Source organism: Dyadobacter ginsengisoli DSM 21015 (assembly GCF_059568735.1).
The window spans coordinates 1,083,096-1,101,387 of the sequence record NZ_JCANTY010000002.1 but is presented as its reverse complement, the minus strand read 5'-3'; the positions used below and the strand labels follow the sequence as shown (position 1 = coordinate 1,101,387).

Sequence of the window (18,292 nt, the reverse complement as noted above, 5' to 3'; positions counted from 1 at the left end):
AAAAATGGGGCTGCGGTGACGATGAGATATTTCAAACTGTTTTGAGGTAGAGGGCTTCGAGCTCGTTGGCGGAGATGGTGGCCGCGTCGATCACCGACTGCAACGTCCCTTCTTTCATGATCCCGATGCGGGTGGCCACTTCTTTTGCCCTGAAAATGTCGTGGGTCGCCATCAGAATAGCAGTTCCGTGGGCCGCGAGCGTTTTGATGATCCCGGAAAACTCGTTGGAAGCTTTCGGGTCGAGGCCGCTGGTAGGCTCGTCGAGCAGCAGTACTTTGGCTTTTTTGGCCATGGCGATGGCAATGCCGACTTTTTGCCGCATTCCCTTCGAATAGCCCGCCAGTTTCTGGTCAAAAGCCTGCGGTTGTAGTCCGGCGGTCGAAAGCAGGTCGCGCAGGTCACTTTTTAAATAGTCAAAACCGGCTAGCGCCGAGAAGTATTCAAGGTTCTCGATCCCCGTCAGATTGGGATACAGCATGACCGTTTCGGGAATGTAGGCTAGGTATTGCTTGATTCCCTGCGGATTATCGGCTGCCGAAACGCCGTTGATCCGCGCTTCTCCACTGGTCGGTTCGATGAAGCCAAGGAAGAGGTTGATCGTCGTGGTTTTACCTGCTCCGTTTTGGCCCAGCAATGCAAAAATTTCGCCTTCGCCAATGCTCAGGCTTAGGTTATTGAGCGCGGTGTGGTTCCCGTATTTTTTAGTGAGGTTTTTCGCTTCAAGCATTTTGTAAGTCTTTGATCTGAATAAAATTTCTCTTGAAAAGCACTAGCGAAGCCGCGAGTGAAAGCACAGTCCACACCGATATGGCAATCGCGCCGCCGCTAATGGCCTCGCTGGTATAGGCATGGGGCTGGTAAGCAGGGTATCCGGCCCAGTCGATGCTTTCGGTGGGGGTACTTTCAAAAATGAACGGATAGAAATATTCGCGGATCTGCCGATGGTGCGCCTTCACCGATTGCAGATAGCGGATATGGCTCGTGAGGTCGGTATTGGCTATTTTGTTGAGCGAGAGCTGCGCCGCGACCACCGGATTGAAGCCCGCAATGTGTTCAGAGGACATCTGCCGCAGATACAGTTTTTCAAAAAGTTTTTCCGAAGAATAGACCGATTCCAGGTCCCCCGAAAACTGCATGGCATAATACCAGCCCGGCGAATACCGATCGTCGGGAATGGGGTATTTGCGGTATTGCGGGTACACGGCGTAAAACTTTTGCATGGTCGGTTGTTTAGGCTCGTCCCATTTGGCATGGTAGCCCTCGCGCTGGCGGATCGCCGTTTCGGCCGCCTCCGGCACGGGTATCATTCGATTGACCGCGATATTGGCCACGCCCGGAAAGAGAATGCAGAGGAAAATCCAGGCGCAAACAAGCGTGGTCGCATTGAAGGCAGAACTTTTGCCTAAAGCCACCACGAGTACCGAAAGCGCATACCAAAAGAGCACATAGAGCAACACAATGGCCAGCAGCTGAAAAGTGGGGAGGGAGAGCGGCAAGCCGAGCCATGCAATGGCTAGCGAAAAAAGCAGGATTGTTGTGGCGAGGATGATGCCGAGACGGATCAGCAACTTTCCGGCGATCGCAGCACGGATGCTTTGGGTAGTGGTACGCAGGATTTCCCAGACGCCATTTTCCTGCTCTTCCGAAAGGGCGTTGTAGGTAAATGCAATGATCAGCAGCGGGAAAAGGAATATAAAGACGAAAGAGGCATCCAGGTTTCCGACCAGCAAAGTCAGCGGATTGGTCAGTTCGGAATCGTACAATTGCCCTTCAATGGCGAGCATTTTCACTTTGAGGCTGAAAGGAGTGACGTCGCGCTGGCCGATGGAAAAGCTCGCCCAGGGTGAGGCAGGGTGGGTAGTATAGAAGAAGGGATAGTAGGCCGTCGTGCCGACAGGTTTACCGGTGCCGTGTTCGACGATTTCTTTCAAATGCTGCCGCTGGACTGTCGGTACCGAAGCGATCGTCTGCTGCTGATGACCTATTACCCGACTTCCGTGGTAAAATCCGTAACACCCGAAAAGCAGCAATGCGATGGCAGCAACGAGTACGGTCTTGCCCAGCAGGAAGTTTTTGGCTTCGAGGATCATTACTTTTTTAGGCATCTTCATAGCTGGAATTGACGTTTGGAGGAAACATAGACCAATGCGGCCAACCCGCCGGCCACCCACACGACAAGGGCTGCCAAACTGTATGCACCTGCTGCCAGGTTACGGGAAACAGGTACCGGTCGAAAAATGAAATCGGGCTGCCGTTGCCAGTTTTCGGCGTTTATTTTCTGTTTGTTATCGTCTTTGAATTTGATCTGCGTCAAATGGATTTCGTTGAGGGTTCTGGTCTTTTCGAAGCGGTATTTTTCGGTCTGTTTCTGAAATTCGGTAAACGTATCGAAGTCGGTGCCGGACAGGTTCATGGAGAGATTGCGTATGGAAAGGTAAGGATCTGCGAAACTGAGGAAGGAGGATACCGCATTCTGTGATTTGTAGGTATCGATGAGTCTGTCGAAATGCAGGTTAAAAATACCCGAAGTAATGTTTTCACCCTCCTGCATCACCAATGCGCCATAATTGACGGGCAATTGGGAGATTGAATCCACGCCGTATTTTTTCAGCGTGGCTGCTTTCAGACTGGCAAAATGAGGATCGTCCGGATTATGGCTGTCACCCTCCTTGCTCACGTCGGCCAGGATCGCCTGTTCAAATGCAATCTTATCGGGCGCCTTGTACAAGGTGTTTCCGAGCGTCTGGGCGCTTTTGGGTATTACAATAAAAAACAGCATCCAACTCAGTACGAGCAGCATCAAGGCATTTTTACCCGATTGGCTCATTGCCGAAACGGCCACCACCATCATCGTAACTACCCAAAAATAGAGCGCATAAAGGCTTACGATCATTGATATACGTAACATTGCGTCGGTATTGATACCACCGGAAATAACAACTGTGCCCAAGCCCAGGCTGAAGAGTAAAATGGGCAGGAACAGAGCCCACGTCACTGCCGTCAGGCCAGCTGTTTTACCCAGCAGCACATCCAGGTAGGATGCCCTTTGGCATAGCAGAATTTTCAGTACGCCATTCTGTTTCAACCCCGCGACAGTTTGAAAACCTATGAAAATAATGAAGAGCGGCACGAGCAGCTGCATCACCATCGCCATACTCAGCTCACCGAAGCGCAGCATGCCGTTGGAGAAGCTCGCCTCGCTCATGTTTACGGTATTTTGCCGGTGTGCTTCCAGGAAAACGGAATTGCCGACATAGCTGTCGAGCCCGAAATCGAAAAAGCTGAGCGGAGATTTTTCTCTGAACACCAGGTAGCCGTAATGCGCCACACGGTGCGGGTGCCGGTTGGGCTGGCTCATCCACTGGTCATGGACCTGTTGATGAGCGGCCTGCTGCTGGCTATTGAAATGGTGAACGTATTGCCAACCCGTAAAAACAGCCAGTAACGATACGACCAGCAACACCGCAAAAAGCGCCAGGGGAGTTTTGCTTCGAAAAATGGAATGCCATTCTTGACAGGCAATAGTTTTGATAAAACTGAAATGCATCGTTTTGGATTGTTATTGCCCTCCTTTGCCACGGGCATGAAGGAAAGATTCTCATTTATGCAATGTTGTTGCAAATAAAACACAATTGAGTTATCAATGCAACATTGTTGCATTGATAACTCAAAAAATGTACGCGGGTGAAATTGTATCAGGGTCGTGCATCCGACCGGATACTACCAGGGGAGCTGTTTGATAAGTCCTGTAAAATCTCCGTCAGCCGGGAGTTTACACTTGATGTCCGGCACCAGCTTATTCACTGCACTGCGCCCGGCCGGCCGGACCCATTCCTTAACTCCGAAGCGAAGCTCCAATCCCGTATTTGGAAGAACGACCGAATACATTTCGCCAAAATGCGTCGGGTGGCCTTTGGTGGGCGATTCGCCGGCCAAAGGGGCTATCTTATTGTCTTGCACCAGTGTAGCAAACATCATCGCGCTGGAAAATGTATCCGGACCAATAATCACAATAACCTTTCCCTTGAATGGTGTGGGCGATTTTTTGGGTGTAACCGTACCGGACGGAAAACGCAGTATTTCTCCCGGGCCGGCTTTTTGATAGGCTTCGTCGCTGAATCCCCACGAAGTCAGCTTGGCAAGGTATTCGTCGCTGCGCTTCCAGTTCATGGAATAAGTCCGGTAAGGTTTACTGTAGATGTGATTAATCAGCATATTGCCGACGACCGATGCCCCACCGTCATTTTTACTTACATCAATCGCCAGGCGGGTTATGCCATCCTGCCTTATCAGTGCGAAAATGCTGTCGATGCAGCGCTCGTATGTGGGTAAGTCACGGCTGCCCCTTGTTGCGAATGATCGGGCTAAGATATATCCCGTATCGCCCAACCGCCGATAACTGATGTTGGTCGCTACGCTGTCTGCCCAGCTCGCAGCTTTCTGGCCGGTAGCAGTCCGGTCAGGAGAAAGGGCTGCATGTTCGTCTCCCAGCGGCAACAGGGCCAGAGCGGCCGTTTGCCCGAATGCGGCGGCTGATAATGGTACCGTTAACCGGGCTTCCAAAGAATCGAGATAGATCTGGTAGCGCTCCCTGGTAAATTGAGAAAAAGGATTGGCATGCGCATGAAACAATTGGCGGCGTACGAACTGAAAATCTTCCCGCATGGCCGATGGAGAAAACAGATTATCCTGCGCGACAGACGAGGTAATTCCAAAGAGGATGAGACAGAAGCACTTAATAATGATTTTACGCATAGTACTTTTAAAAGAATGAATGAAACCTGGTTGGGGCTGTACACGATCAGGAGCTGCAGTACAACCAGTGAGTGGTTCGTCCCGATCGTAAGTATTGCACCAAAAACCAATGATCGTTACACAATTCACACAGTTGCACGGATTGCATGAAACATTTAGATCTGCGCTATCCTTTTTTCCGTCGCAGCGATAAAATGTCGTGCATTCGGCATGCATTTGCGCTGGGATATGCCGTGATAACAGTTAATGGGTTAAACTAACGGCATATGTTTGACCGGCATAGGATCTGGAAACTAACTTCTGGCGGGAGATGAGTTCTTTGTTTCGTGAAGAAGTTTGTCAAAATTTTTCAAGACTGTAAGTAGTAGAGACACGGAAACTTGTCCTAGATAAAGTTGCCGGAAATTTACCCGCAGCATTCAGTGTCAAGCTTTGATATGGGAACAGATCCGCACATTCACAATTCCGATAGTCTAAACGAACCCGGATCCGGCAGCGAACAGGATCAACATGCTCCGGCGGCAGCGGATGGTGCCTGGGATAATGAATTTTTTATCCGGACTACGCTTCTCGAGAACCATCAGCTTGGCACGGAACTGCTGTTCAATCAGTACTATGCGGTACTTTGCAAGCATGCAATGCGGTTCGTGGGATCGCGGGAGATCGCAGAGGACCTCGTTTGCGATATCTTTTGCCGGTTCTATTCCGATCGAATTTTCGAAAGAGTCACCACTTCTTATCGGGCTTACCTGTTCAGGACGGTCAGAAACTACGGCTACAACTATCTGAAACGGGAGGCTACCAGAAGCATACCGATGAGCGAAGATTTCGATTTGTCGGCGGCCGAAGGGCTTCAACCAGACCATATTACCCAATACGAAGAGCTGTTCCAGGATCTGGACAGGGTGATCGGCGACCTGCCGATCGGTCGCAGAAACATCTATATGCAGTTTCATTTCGAGGGAAAGTCTCAGAAAGAGATCGCATCCGGGCTCGGAATCTCTACGCGGACGGTTGAGGTGCAGATTTATCGGGCCCAGCAGACGATACGGTCACTGCTGCGTAATAAATGGTTTATTTCTGTAATACTGGCAATTTTCGCCTCTTAAACCGCGCTATCACACAACTGATTAAAGCTATGGAAAATCAGGATATTTCAAAAGAAGTGCTGTATGCCCATTTTGAGGGACAGGTTTCGGCCCGGCAACGACAACTGATCGACGAATGGGCACGCAAGCCGGAGAACGAGGAGCAATTTTACTATCATTTGATGGAGTGGGAGATGGCGCAGGTACATCAAAAGGTGGATGTTGAACGGGGTATCGCGCTTTTGCGAGGGCAAATGCAGGAAACTGCGGCGACGACGGAAATCACGACACCCCCGAGTCGTTATTGGCTTCCGTATGTGGCTGCATGCGCTGCGTTTCTGCTCCTGGGAGTGATATTTCATGATCAGATACGCTATACCCGTCTGGCTACCGGACCGGGGGAAGTAAGGTCATGGACATTGTCCGATGGCAGCCAGGTAAGGCTGAACGCCAGTTCCGAGTTGAGTTTGCCCCGGTGGGGCTTCGGCAAAAGTTCGCGGCAGGTGTCGCTAAAAGGAGAAGCTGCATTTGTAGTGACGCACCAGCCGGACGACCAGCGTTTTATTGTGAGGACTGGCGATGACGTGAATGTGACCGTGCTCGGGACGGAATTTTCCGTATATAGCCGACCGGGCAAAACCCAGGTGCTGCTCTCAAAAGGTAAGGTAAGCCTGCGGCGTCGTGAAGAAGTACTGGTGATGAAGCCGGGCGACCGGGTTGTTGTAGACCATGGCACCCTTCGCAAAAACCGTTTCAACGAAAGGAGGGAATATTCCACCTGGCAGGAGTCACGTTTTGTTTTCGACCGCACCTCTCTTGCCGAAATAGGCCAGATACTTGCAACAAATTACGATTTGACTGTCGACTTCAGTCAGCCGGAGCTGGAATTGCTGACGGTTTCCGGTTCCTTCAAGGCGACCGACGCGCAGGATTTTGTTCGCTCTGTTTCGCAGATTCTTGGCATCGGTTATTCTCTGAAAGGGAACCGGGTAACTTTCCTGCCCGAACCAGCCGAGCGTTGAGTTTTTAATCTTTCTGAACCAATTAAACCCTTTCTCCATGAAATTCTTTACATGGCTTCTAATGAGTATATTATGTTGTGGCATGGCTCGGGCACAACCATTGGCGATGAAGTTTTCCTACCAGCAGCAGACTCAACCAGCGCGCACAAAGCTTGCGGATGTATTGCAGCGATTCAAGGACTACTACAAGGTAGATATTTTGTATGCAGATCAGTTTATTAACAATCAGTATGTTACCTCTTCGGTGATCCGGTTGAGCGACAAACTGGAAGCAAATCTGGAACGGATCCTCCCATCGTTGGGCCTCCGGTATGTTGAACAAAAAGCGGGCACATTCCTGCTCATTCCCAGGGAAAAAACGCCAGAGCAGAAAAGCGCCTCGGAACCCCTGAAAGAAGAAGCATCCAACACCTTACCTGCAATTAACGAGGAGAAGAGAGCAGAAAAACTGCTGATGCGCAGTGTTTCAGGAATTGTTACCGACGACAAGCAAGAGCCGCTGCCAGGCGTGACCGTTTTGATTAAGGGGACGCAGAAGGGCACAATAACCGATACCGACGGAAAGTTTGCCTTTCAGGACCTTCTGGAGGATGAGAAAGTGCTGGTGTTTTCCTACGTTGGTTACCAGCGGCAGGAATTGCCCGTCGGAACTGAAACCAAGCTGAATGTAGTGCTGGTAGCAGATAACAAGGAGCTGGAAGAGGTTGTGGTGGTAGGTTATGGTACCAAAAGCAGGGAAACGGTGACCGGAGCCATTTCACAGATAAGCGGCGCGGCGCTGACAAGCCGACCGGTGACTAAGGCGGGTCAGGCGTTACAGGGACTTATTCCCAATTTGAATGTAACCAATCCGGACGGGAATCCAAACGCAAACCCCTCATTCAATATCCGCGGGAATACCTCTTTGAGCGGGGGAGGCGCATTGGTGCTTGTCGATGGCATTCAGATGGATATGAACCTGCTCAATCCCGCCGATATCGAAAGCATTACGGTTCTTAAGGATGCGGCCTCGGCTGCGATCTATGGTGCGCGGGGTGCGTTCGGCGTGATATTGGTGACGACAAAGAAAGGTACAAAGGACAAAAAACCGCAGATCAGCTATTCGGGGAGTGTGCAGTTCAACAAGCCGACGTATCTACCCGATCTCCTTTCAACAACGGAATACCTGGAATCGCAGAATATTGCCCAGTTCAATTCCAATGGGACCCGGAAATATTCGGATGAGCAGATACAATGGGTACGGGACTACGTGGCCGATCCCGTCAAAAATCCGAGCTACCATATGCTTCCCAACGGCAAAATTTTTTGGAACGGAAGTCCCAACGTCCTGGACAATATGCTGCAACCATGGGCGCCGGGACAAAACCACACAGTCAATGTCAACGGCGGGAACGCCAAAACTTCCTACTATTTCTCGGGCGGATTTCTGCGGCAGGAAGGATTATTCAAAACCTCAACCGATATTTTCAAGCGCTACAACTTTACAACGAACGTCAATACCGAGTTGACGGAATGGTTGCGTCTGGGTGCCAAAGTCAATTACATTTCTACCGGATACGACGAACCGCATAAATATCCCAACAAAGGGACAGACTGGTGGGAGCAAATGACGAGGGGAGAGCCGCAGATTCTTTTTCCGATCAAAACACCGGCAGATTCGCCCGTAGGGGAGGGGATAGCCACTGAAAATTTTGTGAACTTTCTCAATAGCGGTTCCCGCAAGATCACCAATGGCACGACAGGTATTTATAGTGTGGACGCCGCGGTCAAGGTAATGAACGGGCTGAAAGTCAGTGGTAACTTCTCCTACACGTCGACAAGGCAAAACCTGAAAGAAACCCAGGTGGCATTCCCTTACATCCGCGACACCTGGATACCACAAATATCAGGAACGTCACCGTCGTTCGTTCAGCGGGATTTTACATCTTCCGATTATTTCGCAGCCAATCTGTATGCCGATTACAGCAAGGTATTTTCCGGAAAGCACGCCATTTCGGCTCTGGTAGGCTACAACCAGGAGTGGTTCGATCTGACCGGATCCAGCGTCAGGCGGCAGGACCTGATCAGTGGACAAGTGCCCGTCCTGAATCTGACTACGGGTACAATCACAGCAACCGATAAACAGACCTCATGGGCGATAAGGGGCATATTCGGGAGGCTTAACTATGACTATATGGGCAAATACCTGCTCGAATTCAATAGCCGGTACGATGGTACCTCGCGCTTTCCTTCGGGCAGACGCTTCGGGTATTTCCCTTCAGTGTCGGTCGGCTGGCGGATCTCACAGGAGAATTTCATGAAACCGCTGGCGCGGGTACTGCCTGAGTTAAAGTTGAGGGCATCCTACGGTAGTTTGGGGAATCAGCTGGTATCGAACAATTTTCCTTACGTAGCGTTGTTTGGAGTGGTACCGCAGGTGCAATATGTATTGAGCGGGGCTTTACCGGTGGGCATTTCGGCACCGGGCCTGGTAAGTCCCGATCTGACCTGGGAGAAAGTATCGACGCTCGACTTCGGAGCGGATGCGAATGTTTGGGGAAAGCTCAGCCTCGGATTCGACTGGTACCGCCGCGTTACATCGGGAATGCTGGTGGAGGGGGATCGATTGCCGGCGGTGTTGGGGACATCCGTACCCGAACGTAATGCAGCCGAACTCAGGACTACAGGTTTCGAATTCAGTGCCAAATGGACGGAGCAGGCCGGAGAGCATCTTCGCTATGATGTCGGTATCATGCTGTCCAGTTACAAGGCGATCATTGCTAAGTTCGATAACAACCCGAACAAGCTCATAACCAATTATTATAAGGGACAAAATATAGGTGAGATCTGGGGTTTTGAGACGACAGGGATATTCGGAAATTCGGCTGAGGCCACTTCTGCACCGGATCAGAACCAGCTGGGGAATTCAGGGAAATGGGGAGGCGGTGATATTCAGTACAAGGATTTGAACGGCGATAACAAGATCACCCGCGGCGACAACACGCTGGCAAACCCGGGTGATCAGCGGGTAATTGGCAACATCACGCCTAAATATCAGTTTGGTGTTACCGGAAATGTGACCTGGCGGGAGTTTGACTTTAATCTGCTTCTGCAAGGAGTTGGTAAACGCGATTTTGTCCCGAGGGGAAGTTATTTCTGGGGTGCTATCAATAATTCTGCTGCCGTCGGTACCGGCGAAGTCTACCACGACGCCTGGTCTTCGGAGAACAAGGGTGGTTACTATCCAATATATAAGGCTAATTCGTCTTACAATATTCTGCCCCAAACGCGGTACCTGCAGAGTTCGGCGTATGTCAGGCTGAAAAACATATCGCTCGGCTATTCGCTGCCGGCAAAAGTCCTGGAGAAGTTACGACTGACTCAGGTAAGGATTTATGCCACTGGTCAGAACCTTTGGGAGTTCACCCGCCTGAAAGGCAATTTCGACCCCGAAGTTACCGGGGTAGCCGATAACAAGGATTCTACGAAAGATTCGGGAGATGTCGGGATGTTCTATCCACTGCAGCGTGTCGTTTCATTTGGAATTCAGCTTACATTTTAAATCGACCCAGCATGAAAAACTTTCCGAAAATATTCGCTATGCTGTCAGTTACCCTTTCGCTATTCTCATGTTCCGACGATTTTCTCGATCGGGTTCCAACTGATTCCCTGAACGAAAGCAGTTTTTGGCATAACGAAGGTGAGCTGAAACAGTATGCCAATAATCTTTACAGTACGTTCGCAGGGCATTCGGTCTCCACTAACCTCAGTCCGATCGTAACTGGCGATAACCAGAGCGACAATATGGTGCCGGTTGATTTTAACCTTCTCGCGGCGGGTAAGAACATTGTCCCGACAACGGGCGGAGGCTGGACCTGGACGACGATCAGAACCTGTAATTATTTCCTGGCACGGTATGATCAAACACCGGTTAACCAGGATATTAAAGATAAGTATGCCGGGGAGATCCGTTTTTTCAAGGCGCAGGACTATTTCGATAAGGTCAGGGCTTTCGGAGATGTTCCCTGGCTTTCGAAAGATCTGACGACCAGTTCGCCAGAGCTGTACGCGGCGCGCGACAGCCGCTTAATTGTGATGGATTCGGTGCTCGCGACGATCAACACCGCCATCGCTAACCTGCCCGCAAAGGCAACAGCAGAGGCGGGGCGGATCAACAAAGACGTTGCACTGGCATTAAAAGCACGAATGTGTCTCTTTGAAGGGACGTTCCGCAAATACCACGGTATCGACGGCAGCGAAAAATTTCTGCGCGAAGCGGTGGCAGCAAGCGATCAGCTGATAGCCGAGGGGCATTACCAGGTACACGACACGGGCAATCCGTTGGCAGATTATGCGGCTTTGTTCAACTCTCTGGACCTTAGTTCGAATAAGGAGATGATCCTTTACAAGTCTTACGAGACCGGGCTCCTTGGTACCGCTACGTCATGGAATGTTCAGCTCAACAACTTTAACACGGGTGCGTCCAAGGCCCTGGTGGAATCCTACCTGTGCACGGACGGCAAGCCGATTTCGCAAAGTCCGTTATACCTGGGCGATGACAGCATTCAGGTGGAAATGAAAAACAGGGATCCCCGGTTGGTGCAAACCATTGTTGTACCGGGAACGGGGATTCAAACGGGCTTCAAGCTGCCGGCGATTCCGGGCTCAGGCTTTGCGGGGGTAGGCGTGGTTCCAACAGGCTATCAGCTCACGAAATATTGGGTAGCCGACCAGACTGAGTTCGTCAGGATCCAGAACGGAGTACTCGATGCTCCTACATTTCGCTATGGAGAGGTCTTGCTGATCAATGCCGAGGCCAATGCGGAACTCGGGCAAGCTACGCAGCCGGTGATCGATAAGACGATCAACGTACTTCGCAAACGGGCCGGAATGCCTGCGATGGTGATTTCCGCACTGGTAAAGGACCTGCGTTCGGACTTTCCTGGAATTCCGGTTCTGCTCGACGAAATTCGCAGGGAACGCAGAGTGGAACTGGCCATCGAGGGATTACGCTTCGACGACTTATTGAGGTGGAAAGCCGGAAGGCTGCTCAATGAACCGGTATTGGGTATGAAATTCGTTCAGAAACAATACCCCAAAGCCATACCAGGAACCAGCATTTACCTGAACGACCAGGGCTATATCCTGCCTTACGGGAAATCACTGCCTGGCGGAAGAGCTTTCGAAGAGACAAAAAACTATTATCTTCCACTGCCGCTCGACGAACTTAGTTTAAATGCTAACCTTCAACAAAATCCGGGCTGGTAAGTCTGCCAAATACTATGAAACGATCCGGTTTTCTGATTCTCCTGCTCACTGTAATCCTGTTTTCCACGGCCGGTCGTCACCGGATGGATAATACTGGCAAGACCCCCGGTAAGCCGAATATCATCATCATTTTCACCGATGACCAGCGGTATAATACCCTGAATGCATTAGGCAACAGCCAGGTCATCACACCCAATCTCGACGGATTGGTCCGTAGCGGGACGGTTTTTACGCACGCATTCAATATGGGCGCATGGCACGGAGCCGTGTGTGTTGCCAGCCGGGCCATGCTGCTGACCGGGATGTCGGTATGGGATGTCAGGAACCAGGAAAAGGACTATACACCGCTGATTGCACGGCAGGGTTTTTGGCCGCAGCAATTAAAAGGTGCAGGCTATGAGACCTACATGACCGGCAAATGGCATATCGCAACCGACGCCTCCAAACTGTTCGATCACGCAAAGCACATCCGTCCCGGAATGCCGGGTCAGACACCCCAGGGCTATAATCGTCCGCAGTCTCGGGTCGATACCCTCTGGCAGCCCTGGAAGGAAGAGTATGGTGGTTTCTGGAAGGGAGGCAAACATTGGAGTGAAGTGGTGGCAGACGACGCGATCGGCTATCTGGGAGAGGCTTCGAAAAGCGACAATCCGTTTTTCATGTATTTGGCTTTTAATGCGCCACACGACCCCCGGCAGGCACCTAAACGCTGGGTCGACCGGTACCCGGTCGATGAGATCATCGTGCCGGAAAGCTTTATGCCTGAATATCCGTTCAAGGACGAAATGGGGTGTGGGAAAGATCTGCGCGACGAACAACTGGCCCCGTTCCCAAGAACCGAGTATGCGATCAAAAAGAATATCCAGGAGTACTATGCGAGCATTTCCTATATGGACGAGCAGATAGGGCGGATCCTGGATGCGCTCAGGAAAAGTGGAAAGAGTGAGAATACCTACATTTTTTTTACAGCAGATCACGGCCTGTCAGCCGGCCATCATGGTTTGCTGGGCAAACAGAGCATGTTCGACCACAGCATCCGGCCGCCGCTTGTGATAACCGGGCCAGACATCCCCCGGGGCGAGAAGCGCGGACAGCATGTATACCTTCAGGACGTCATGGCGACCACCTACGAACTGGTCGGCATAACCAAGCCGTCGCATGTTTTCTTTAACAGCTTGATTCCCATGGTGAAGGACAGGTCGAGGAGAAGTGCATACCCCGATATTTACGGATGCTATATGGATCGTCAACGCATGATCCGGACTGCCCGCCACAAGCTGATCGTTTATCCCAAAACCTCCCGGGTGTTGCTCTTCGATCTCGAAAAGGATCCCGAGGAAATGCACGACATTGCCGGTGATCCGTCGAGTAAGTATATTCTCAAAGATTTAAAAAACAGACTTTTGCAGCGCCAGAGGGCTATGCATGATACGCTTAATTTACCCGGTCTGATGTAAGGCAGGCAGCCTTGTGGTTACTCAGGTGGAAATGCGTTTACCTATTTGCTCTGAAAGCCTTTGAGGGCCCGTCAGGTTTTCGTTCGTGGATAGTATTACCTGTCGGGCCGATTATAAAACGAATATGCTGTCGAATCATAGCGGTTGTCAGCGGGTAATGCCTTTTGCCGGATTCGCAGGCAAAATTGAACTGGTGGCAGAATGTGTTTGGGGTTGGGTATGTATTGGGCAATCTTTGGCCTGATCGCTGACCAAACACTTTTTATCATGAAAATTCTCCTATTCTTATTTGGGCTGTTGGCGCTGTTTCCGACCTGCGCACAAGTAAAAAATCAAACAAAATCCATTCAAGACAAAGCCTATCAAAAGGCGATTGACCTGGTGCGGCATTATGTCGATTCATTACGGGTAAAGCAGGATATTCCGGGAATTTCTATCTGTGTAGCGACAGACAGGCAAGTACTTTGGGCAGAAGGCTTTGGTTATGCCGACCTGGAAAACCGGCAACCTGTTACCATTTACTCCAAATTCCGGTTGGGCTCGGTTTCCAAATCCCTAACCTCCGTTGCGATTGGCCGGTTGGTGGAAGACAATAAATTGGATTTGGATGCGCCTATCCAGCAATATGTACCCACATTTCCCATCAAAAAGAGACCGGTTACCAGCCGCCAGTTAGCCACCCACACGGCTGGGATTCGCCATTATCGTGCAGACGATCCCATTGCCTATCCGGTTCGCTATCCCAGCGTGCAAGCAGGATTAGCCATTTTCAAGGATGATAGCCTGCTTTTTACACCTGGTTCCGCATATGGCTACTCGACCTACGGCTACTCGTTACTAAGCGCGGTCATTGAGGGGGTCAGCCATACCGACTATCTGACCTTTATGAAAAAAGCAGTCTTTGATCCGCTGGGTATGACAGGCACCGGAGCCGACTATTCGGATAGCCTGGTCAGCGGGCGGGTACGGTTCTACGAACACAGTAAAACGGGGCTGGTCAACGCAGCGATGGTGGACAACAGTTACAAATGGGCAGGAGGGGGGCTGTTATCGACCCCGGCAGATCTGGTCAGATTAGGCTCCGGACTGCTTAATCATGAGGTACTCCGTCCGGAAACAGTGGCCCTGTTACTAAAACCCCAGCATCTGTCAGACGGGACTAACACTTATTATGGAATAGGCTGGCGAATCGGCACTGATAGTCAAAAAAGGTTGATCATTCACCACGGAGGTTCCATTGACGGTGGAAGGACTTTTCTACTTATTTACCCCGACGAAAAAATGGTCGTGGCGATTACAGCCAACATGAGCGGAGTCAGTATTAACTTGCGGGAGGCCGAGACAATTGCACAGTACTTCTTAGCCAGCGTCCGATGAAAAAGATAACGCTCATTGCATTACACATTGGCTATTGGCTGTTGTACATATTCCTGATCAGTTTCTTGTTCGTTATCTCACAAGCCACCGACGAGATTGGCCTCCCCAACCCGGAAGATTGGTCGGCCATTCTGTTGTTCAGCTTGCTGACCGGGGTCGGTAGTTTTTATGCATTTTATTTGTGGCTCGTTCCGCGCTACCTGACGAGCCGCAGCGTGAATACCTTTATGGGGGCCGGTCTGTTCGTAAGCATCGGAATAGCCGTGATTTCGACCCTGTTGGTATCAATCGTTACTACTGTCATCATTTACATCACGCTGCATCAATGGCACTGGATTCTCTTCCGGGGCTCGGACCAGCTAATTTTGTTAACGGGTTTTATATTGCTGGCGCTTGTCAATGGAATGACCGGCACACTTTTGCGCGGATCCATCACCTGGTACACCGACATCCGCAGGAAAGAACAGATTGAAAACCAGGCATTGCAGACGGAACTTGCTTTGCTGAAAGCACAACTGAACCCGCATTTTTTGTTCAATACGCTTCATAACATCGACGTTTTGATCGGACATGATGCCGCCAGGGCTTCCACCTATTTAAACAAACTTTCTGATCTGCTGCGGTTCAGCTTGTATGAAACACAGACCGACCAGATCGCCTTATCACAGGAGCTGGCCTCAATTGAAAAATACATCGAGTTACAGAAAATCAGGGCATCCAATGAACAATATGTTTCATTGGAGATTGAGGGCGATGCAGATGGGTTACAAATTACTCCCATGCTGTTCATGCCTTATCTTGAAAATGCATTCAAGTTTGCCGGTAACAAAAAAGTCACCGATGCCATCCGTATTCATATCAATATCAGCGCTAAACACATTCATTTTCAGTGTGTCAATTTAGTCGATCAGGCTAAATCCGGAGCAAAAAACCAGGGTGGCCTCGGGCAGGAACTTCTCCGCAAACGATTAGCTTTACTGTACCCAGGCCGCCATACATTGGTTTTGAAGGCTACGGATACAACTTATTCGGTTGACTTAACCCTATCGCTGAAAAACCATGCGTTGCCTGCTTATTGAAGATGAACCGCTGGCCATGTTACGACTAAAAGAATTTGTCGGGCGCTTGCCCTTCATGACACTTATCGAAGCGGTTGATAATGCCCTGGACGCAATCCCGATCATCCGGCGCGAACCGGTTGATCTTATATTTCTGGATATCGAGATGGACGGTATTACCGGCTTACAATTCCTGGAAGCATTACCAACCCGGCCCGCCGTGATCCTGACGACGGCTTTTGATCAATATGCGCTCAGGGCGTTCGATTTGCAGGTGGATGACTACCTGTTAAAGCCGTATACCTTTGAACGGTTTTTACAAGCCGTTACCCGGGTTCAGCAGACTGTGGCAAAGAACCAAGTCGAACTGCAAAGCTCATTTCTGTTTGTAAAAATAGAATACCGTCTTCAAAAGGTAAATTTAGATGAGATCATTTTTATTGAGGGACTGCGTGATTACCGGCGCATTCATCTTAAATCAGAAAAGATACTGACATTGGAAACTTTTGGCGAACTGGAACAACGGTTATCCCATCACCGATTTTGCCGGGTTCACAAATCTTACCTGGTTGCTTTGGATAAAATAGAATCCATTGAGCGCGACCGGATCAAAATTGATCAGATACTTTTGCCCATATCCGACAAGTACCGGGATATCTTTTATGAGCGGATTGGTCGGCCTGTTAAGCAAGTGAAAGGTAAATAAGTCTTCATTCAAGGACGAAGGAATTCGAAAATATCAAATCCGCTGCGATCCTGTCGGATTTATTGTACATCAGTGACAATACCGCAATTGAGCACTGCTAATGCGTATATATTGGTTGTTGTTAATCAAACCTAATTCAATTGCTCTTTAGACAATATGGATATTAAGTGTGATTTGTATAACATATTATTCGATATGTATAAATGAAGATAGTAGAAATAGTTCAATTTTGATGGTCAATTCATTTAAAACTATTTCTATGATTAACATAATTAAAAAAACCTCGATGTTCGCTACCTGGTTATTACTGCCAGCTATTTGCTTTGGACAAGCGCCTGATTTAGGAACAGCGGCTGATTTTGCCGCATTCACTACCGTAGGGGCATTTAATAACGATGGAACAACTGTTTTGGTCGGCGACATTGGCACCAATGCGGGGGCATTTGGCGGTTTTCCGCCGGGTATTGTCATGGGTGAGACGCATGTTGCCGACGGCGTTTCTGCTCAGGCGGGCATAGATCTGGGCATTGCATACAACGCAGTAAGCGCGTTGGATGAATGTTCCGTTTTGGGGACTACATTAGGTAATGGGCAGGTTCTGACACCGGACGTTTACTGCTTGGGGGCAGCTTCTACATTAAATGGCACGCTGATCTTGGACGGTCAGAACAATCCCAATTCAGTATTCATTTTCAAGATTGACGGAGCTTTGTCCGCCAGTGCATTATCCATGGTGACACTAATCAACTCGGCCACTTTTGATCATGTGTACTGGCAGATTACGGGAAGATTCGATTTAGGGGCAGGTTCTGTTTTTCGCGGTACTGTTCTTGGAGGTGGTGCAATAGAGTTGTTGGAAGGTTCTGCTATTGTAGGCAGGGCATTAACCACAGCCGGGGCAATCAGCTTGCACAATAATGAAATTGTAAGCCTCGAATCCGCTTTGCCGGTAACCTTGATTAGTTTTACCGTCGGAAAAGGAGAGGGGCAGACCGCCTTATTAAAATGGACTACCTCAGAGGAGAGCAACAGCGACCGTTTCGAAATCGAGCACAGTTTGAACGGAAAGGCATGGGTGAAACGTTCGTCTACTGCGGCAAGTGGTGAAAGCAATGTGTTAACGTCCTATTTTTATACGGAGGCAATGATTGGAAACGGAACACACTTCTATCGTCTGAAGATGATTGACCGCGACGAGACTTTTTCATATAGCCGCATTCAAAGTATTAAGGTTATCGCCCTGTCTCAAATGAGTTTGTATCCCAATCCTGCTAAGGACTGGATAACATTAGGCGTAGACGATCTGAGCCAGACTGAACGAATTCAATTGAATGACAACACCGGAAAAGTGGTACATGACCAGCGATTGAGATTTCAAACGGGTACCTCCGCAAGTATTGATTTAAAGCAAATTCCGACAGGCTTGTATTTTGTAAGAGTCACCGACAAAAATGGCAATGTAGTATCAATGAAAATGATCAAACAGTAGCATTCAGGTAAGCCGATTACCCGGCACTATACGCACACCTGCCCAACATCAAATAGTTTCGCTGTAACTGAACAGGAAAGCCTGGAAGTCGGT

The 18,292-nt window shown here is 49.7% G+C and carries 13 protein-coding genes; 9 read left to right on the top strand and 4 right to left on the bottom strand.

The window, feature by feature from the left end:
- Nucleotides 1-31: 31 nt before the first annotated feature.
- The 4 genes from BP71_RS10655 to BP71_RS10640 all read right to left on the bottom strand — a co-directional run bounded on the left by BP71_RS10655 (nucleotide 32) and on the right by BP71_RS10640 (nucleotide 4,755).
- A complete protein-coding gene (locus BP71_RS10655) occupies nucleotides 32-727 on the bottom strand; it encodes an ABC transporter ATP-binding protein (protein ID WP_496378894.1) in 696 nt (231 codons plus the stop codon).
- Complete coding sequence (locus BP71_RS10650) at nucleotides 720-2,111, bottom strand: ABC transporter permease (protein WP_496378892.1); 1,392 nt, start codon at nucleotides 2,109-2,111, stop codon at nucleotides 720-722. The genes BP71_RS10655 and BP71_RS10650 overlap by 8 nt, the downstream gene beginning before the upstream one ends.
- Nucleotides 2,108-3,547 carry an ABC transporter permease gene (locus BP71_RS10645; protein WP_496378890.1) on the bottom strand — a complete coding sequence of 480 codons (1,440 nt, stop codon included), beginning with the start codon at nucleotides 3,545-3,547 and terminating at the stop codon, nucleotides 2,108-2,110. The genes BP71_RS10650 and BP71_RS10645 overlap by 4 nt, the downstream gene beginning before the upstream one ends.
- Before the next feature lie 173 nt (nucleotides 3,548-3,720).
- Nucleotides 3,721-4,755, bottom strand: coding sequence for a S41 family peptidase (locus BP71_RS10640; RefSeq protein WP_496378888.1), 1,035 nt, complete (start codon nucleotides 4,753-4,755; stop codon nucleotides 3,721-3,723).
- A gap of 437 nt (nucleotides 4,756-5,192) precedes the next feature.
- Here BP71_RS10640 and BP71_RS10635 point away from each other — a divergent pair, with 437 nt between their 5' ends.
- From BP71_RS10635 to BP71_RS10595, 9 genes are all read left to right on the top strand, one after another.
- Entirely contained in the window at nucleotides 5,193-5,864 is a 672-nt protein-coding gene (locus tag BP71_RS10635; RefSeq protein ID WP_496378886.1) for a sigma-70 family RNA polymerase sigma factor, read from the top strand.
- 29 nt (nucleotides 5,865-5,893) lie between these two features.
- Nucleotides 5,894-6,865 (top strand): FecR family protein, encoded by a 972-nt coding sequence (locus BP71_RS10630; protein WP_496378884.1) that lies wholly within the window; start codon nucleotides 5,894-5,896, stop codon nucleotides 6,863-6,865.
- 106 nt (nucleotides 6,866-6,971) lie between these two features.
- Nucleotides 6,972-10,406 (top strand): SusC/RagA family TonB-linked outer membrane protein, encoded by a 3,435-nt coding sequence (locus tag BP71_RS10625; RefSeq protein ID WP_496378882.1) that lies wholly within the window; start codon nucleotides 6,972-6,974, stop codon nucleotides 10,404-10,406.
- An 11-nt stretch (nucleotides 10,407-10,417) separates the two neighbouring features.
- Nucleotides 10,418-12,112, top strand: a complete 1,695-nt coding sequence (locus tag BP71_RS10620) for a RagB/SusD family nutrient uptake outer membrane protein (protein WP_496378880.1) — start codon at nucleotides 10,418-10,420, stop codon at nucleotides 12,110-12,112.
- Between the two features lie 14 nt (nucleotides 12,113-12,126).
- Entirely contained in the window at nucleotides 12,127-13,569 is a 1,443-nt protein-coding gene (locus tag BP71_RS10615; RefSeq protein WP_496378878.1) for a sulfatase family protein, read from the top strand.
- Between the two features lie 267 nt (nucleotides 13,570-13,836).
- Complete coding sequence (locus tag BP71_RS10610; RefSeq protein WP_496378876.1) at nucleotides 13,837-14,946, top strand: serine hydrolase domain-containing protein; 1,110 nt, start codon at nucleotides 13,837-13,839, stop codon at nucleotides 14,944-14,946.
- Nucleotides 14,943-16,025 (top strand): sensor histidine kinase, encoded by a 1,083-nt coding sequence (locus BP71_RS10605; RefSeq protein WP_496378874.1) that lies wholly within the window; start codon nucleotides 14,943-14,945, stop codon nucleotides 16,023-16,025. The genes BP71_RS10610 and BP71_RS10605 overlap by 4 nt, the downstream gene beginning before the upstream one ends.
- Before the next feature lie 16 nt (nucleotides 16,026-16,041).
- On the top strand, nucleotides 16,042-16,710 hold the full coding sequence (locus tag BP71_RS10600) for a LytR/AlgR family response regulator transcription factor (RefSeq protein ID WP_496378872.1): 669 nt from the start codon (nucleotides 16,042-16,044) through the stop codon (nucleotides 16,708-16,710).
- Between the two features lie 232 nt (nucleotides 16,711-16,942).
- Complete coding sequence (locus tag BP71_RS10595; RefSeq protein ID WP_496379026.1) at nucleotides 16,943-18,199, top strand: ice-binding family protein; 1,257 nt, start codon at nucleotides 16,943-16,945, stop codon at nucleotides 18,197-18,199.
- Nucleotides 18,200-18,292: the final 93 nt, after the last annotated feature.

Bases quoted from the DNA above. Each gene is read 5' to 3' on its own strand.
- BP71_RS10630 (WP_496378884.1), top strand. From the start codon at position 5,894: ATGGAAAATCAGGATATTTCAAAAGAAGTGCTGTATGCCCATTTTGAG.
- BP71_RS10620 (WP_496378880.1), top strand. From the start codon at position 10,418: ATGAAAAACTTTCCGAAAATATTCGCTATGCTGTCAGTTACCCTTTCG.
- BP71_RS10625 (WP_496378882.1), top strand. From the start codon at position 6,972: ATGAAGTTTTCCTACCAGCAGCAGACTCAACCAGCGCGCACAAAGCTT.
- BP71_RS10605 (WP_496378874.1), top strand. From the start codon at position 14,943: ATGAAAAAGATAACGCTCATTGCATTACACATTGGCTATTGGCTGTTG.
- BP71_RS10610 (WP_496378876.1), top strand. From the start codon at position 13,837: ATGAAAATTCTCCTATTCTTATTTGGGCTGTTGGCGCTGTTTCCGACC.
- BP71_RS10635 (WP_496378886.1), top strand. From the start codon at position 5,193: ATGGGAACAGATCCGCACATTCACAATTCCGATAGTCTAAACGAACCC.
- BP71_RS10655 (WP_496378894.1), bottom strand. From the start codon at position 727: ATGCTTGAAGCGAAAAACCTCACTAAAAAATACGGGAACCACACCGCG.
- BP71_RS10650 (WP_496378892.1), bottom strand. From the start codon at position 2,111: ATGAAGATGCCTAAAAAAGTAATGATCCTCGAAGCCAAAAACTTCCTG.
- BP71_RS10615 (WP_496378878.1), top strand. From the start codon at position 12,127: ATGAAACGATCCGGTTTTCTGATTCTCCTGCTCACTGTAATCCTGTTT.
- BP71_RS10600 (WP_496378872.1), top strand. From the start codon at position 16,042: ATGTTACGACTAAAAGAATTTGTCGGGCGCTTGCCCTTCATGACACTT.
- BP71_RS10595 (WP_496379026.1), top strand. From the start codon at position 16,943: ATGGTCAATTCATTTAAAACTATTTCTATGATTAACATAATTAAAAAA.
- BP71_RS10640 (WP_496378888.1), bottom strand. From the start codon at position 4,755: ATGCGTAAAATCATTATTAAGTGCTTCTGTCTCATCCTCTTTGGAATT.
- BP71_RS10645 (WP_496378890.1), bottom strand. From the start codon at position 3,547: ATGCATTTCAGTTTTATCAAAACTATTGCCTGTCAAGAATGGCATTCC.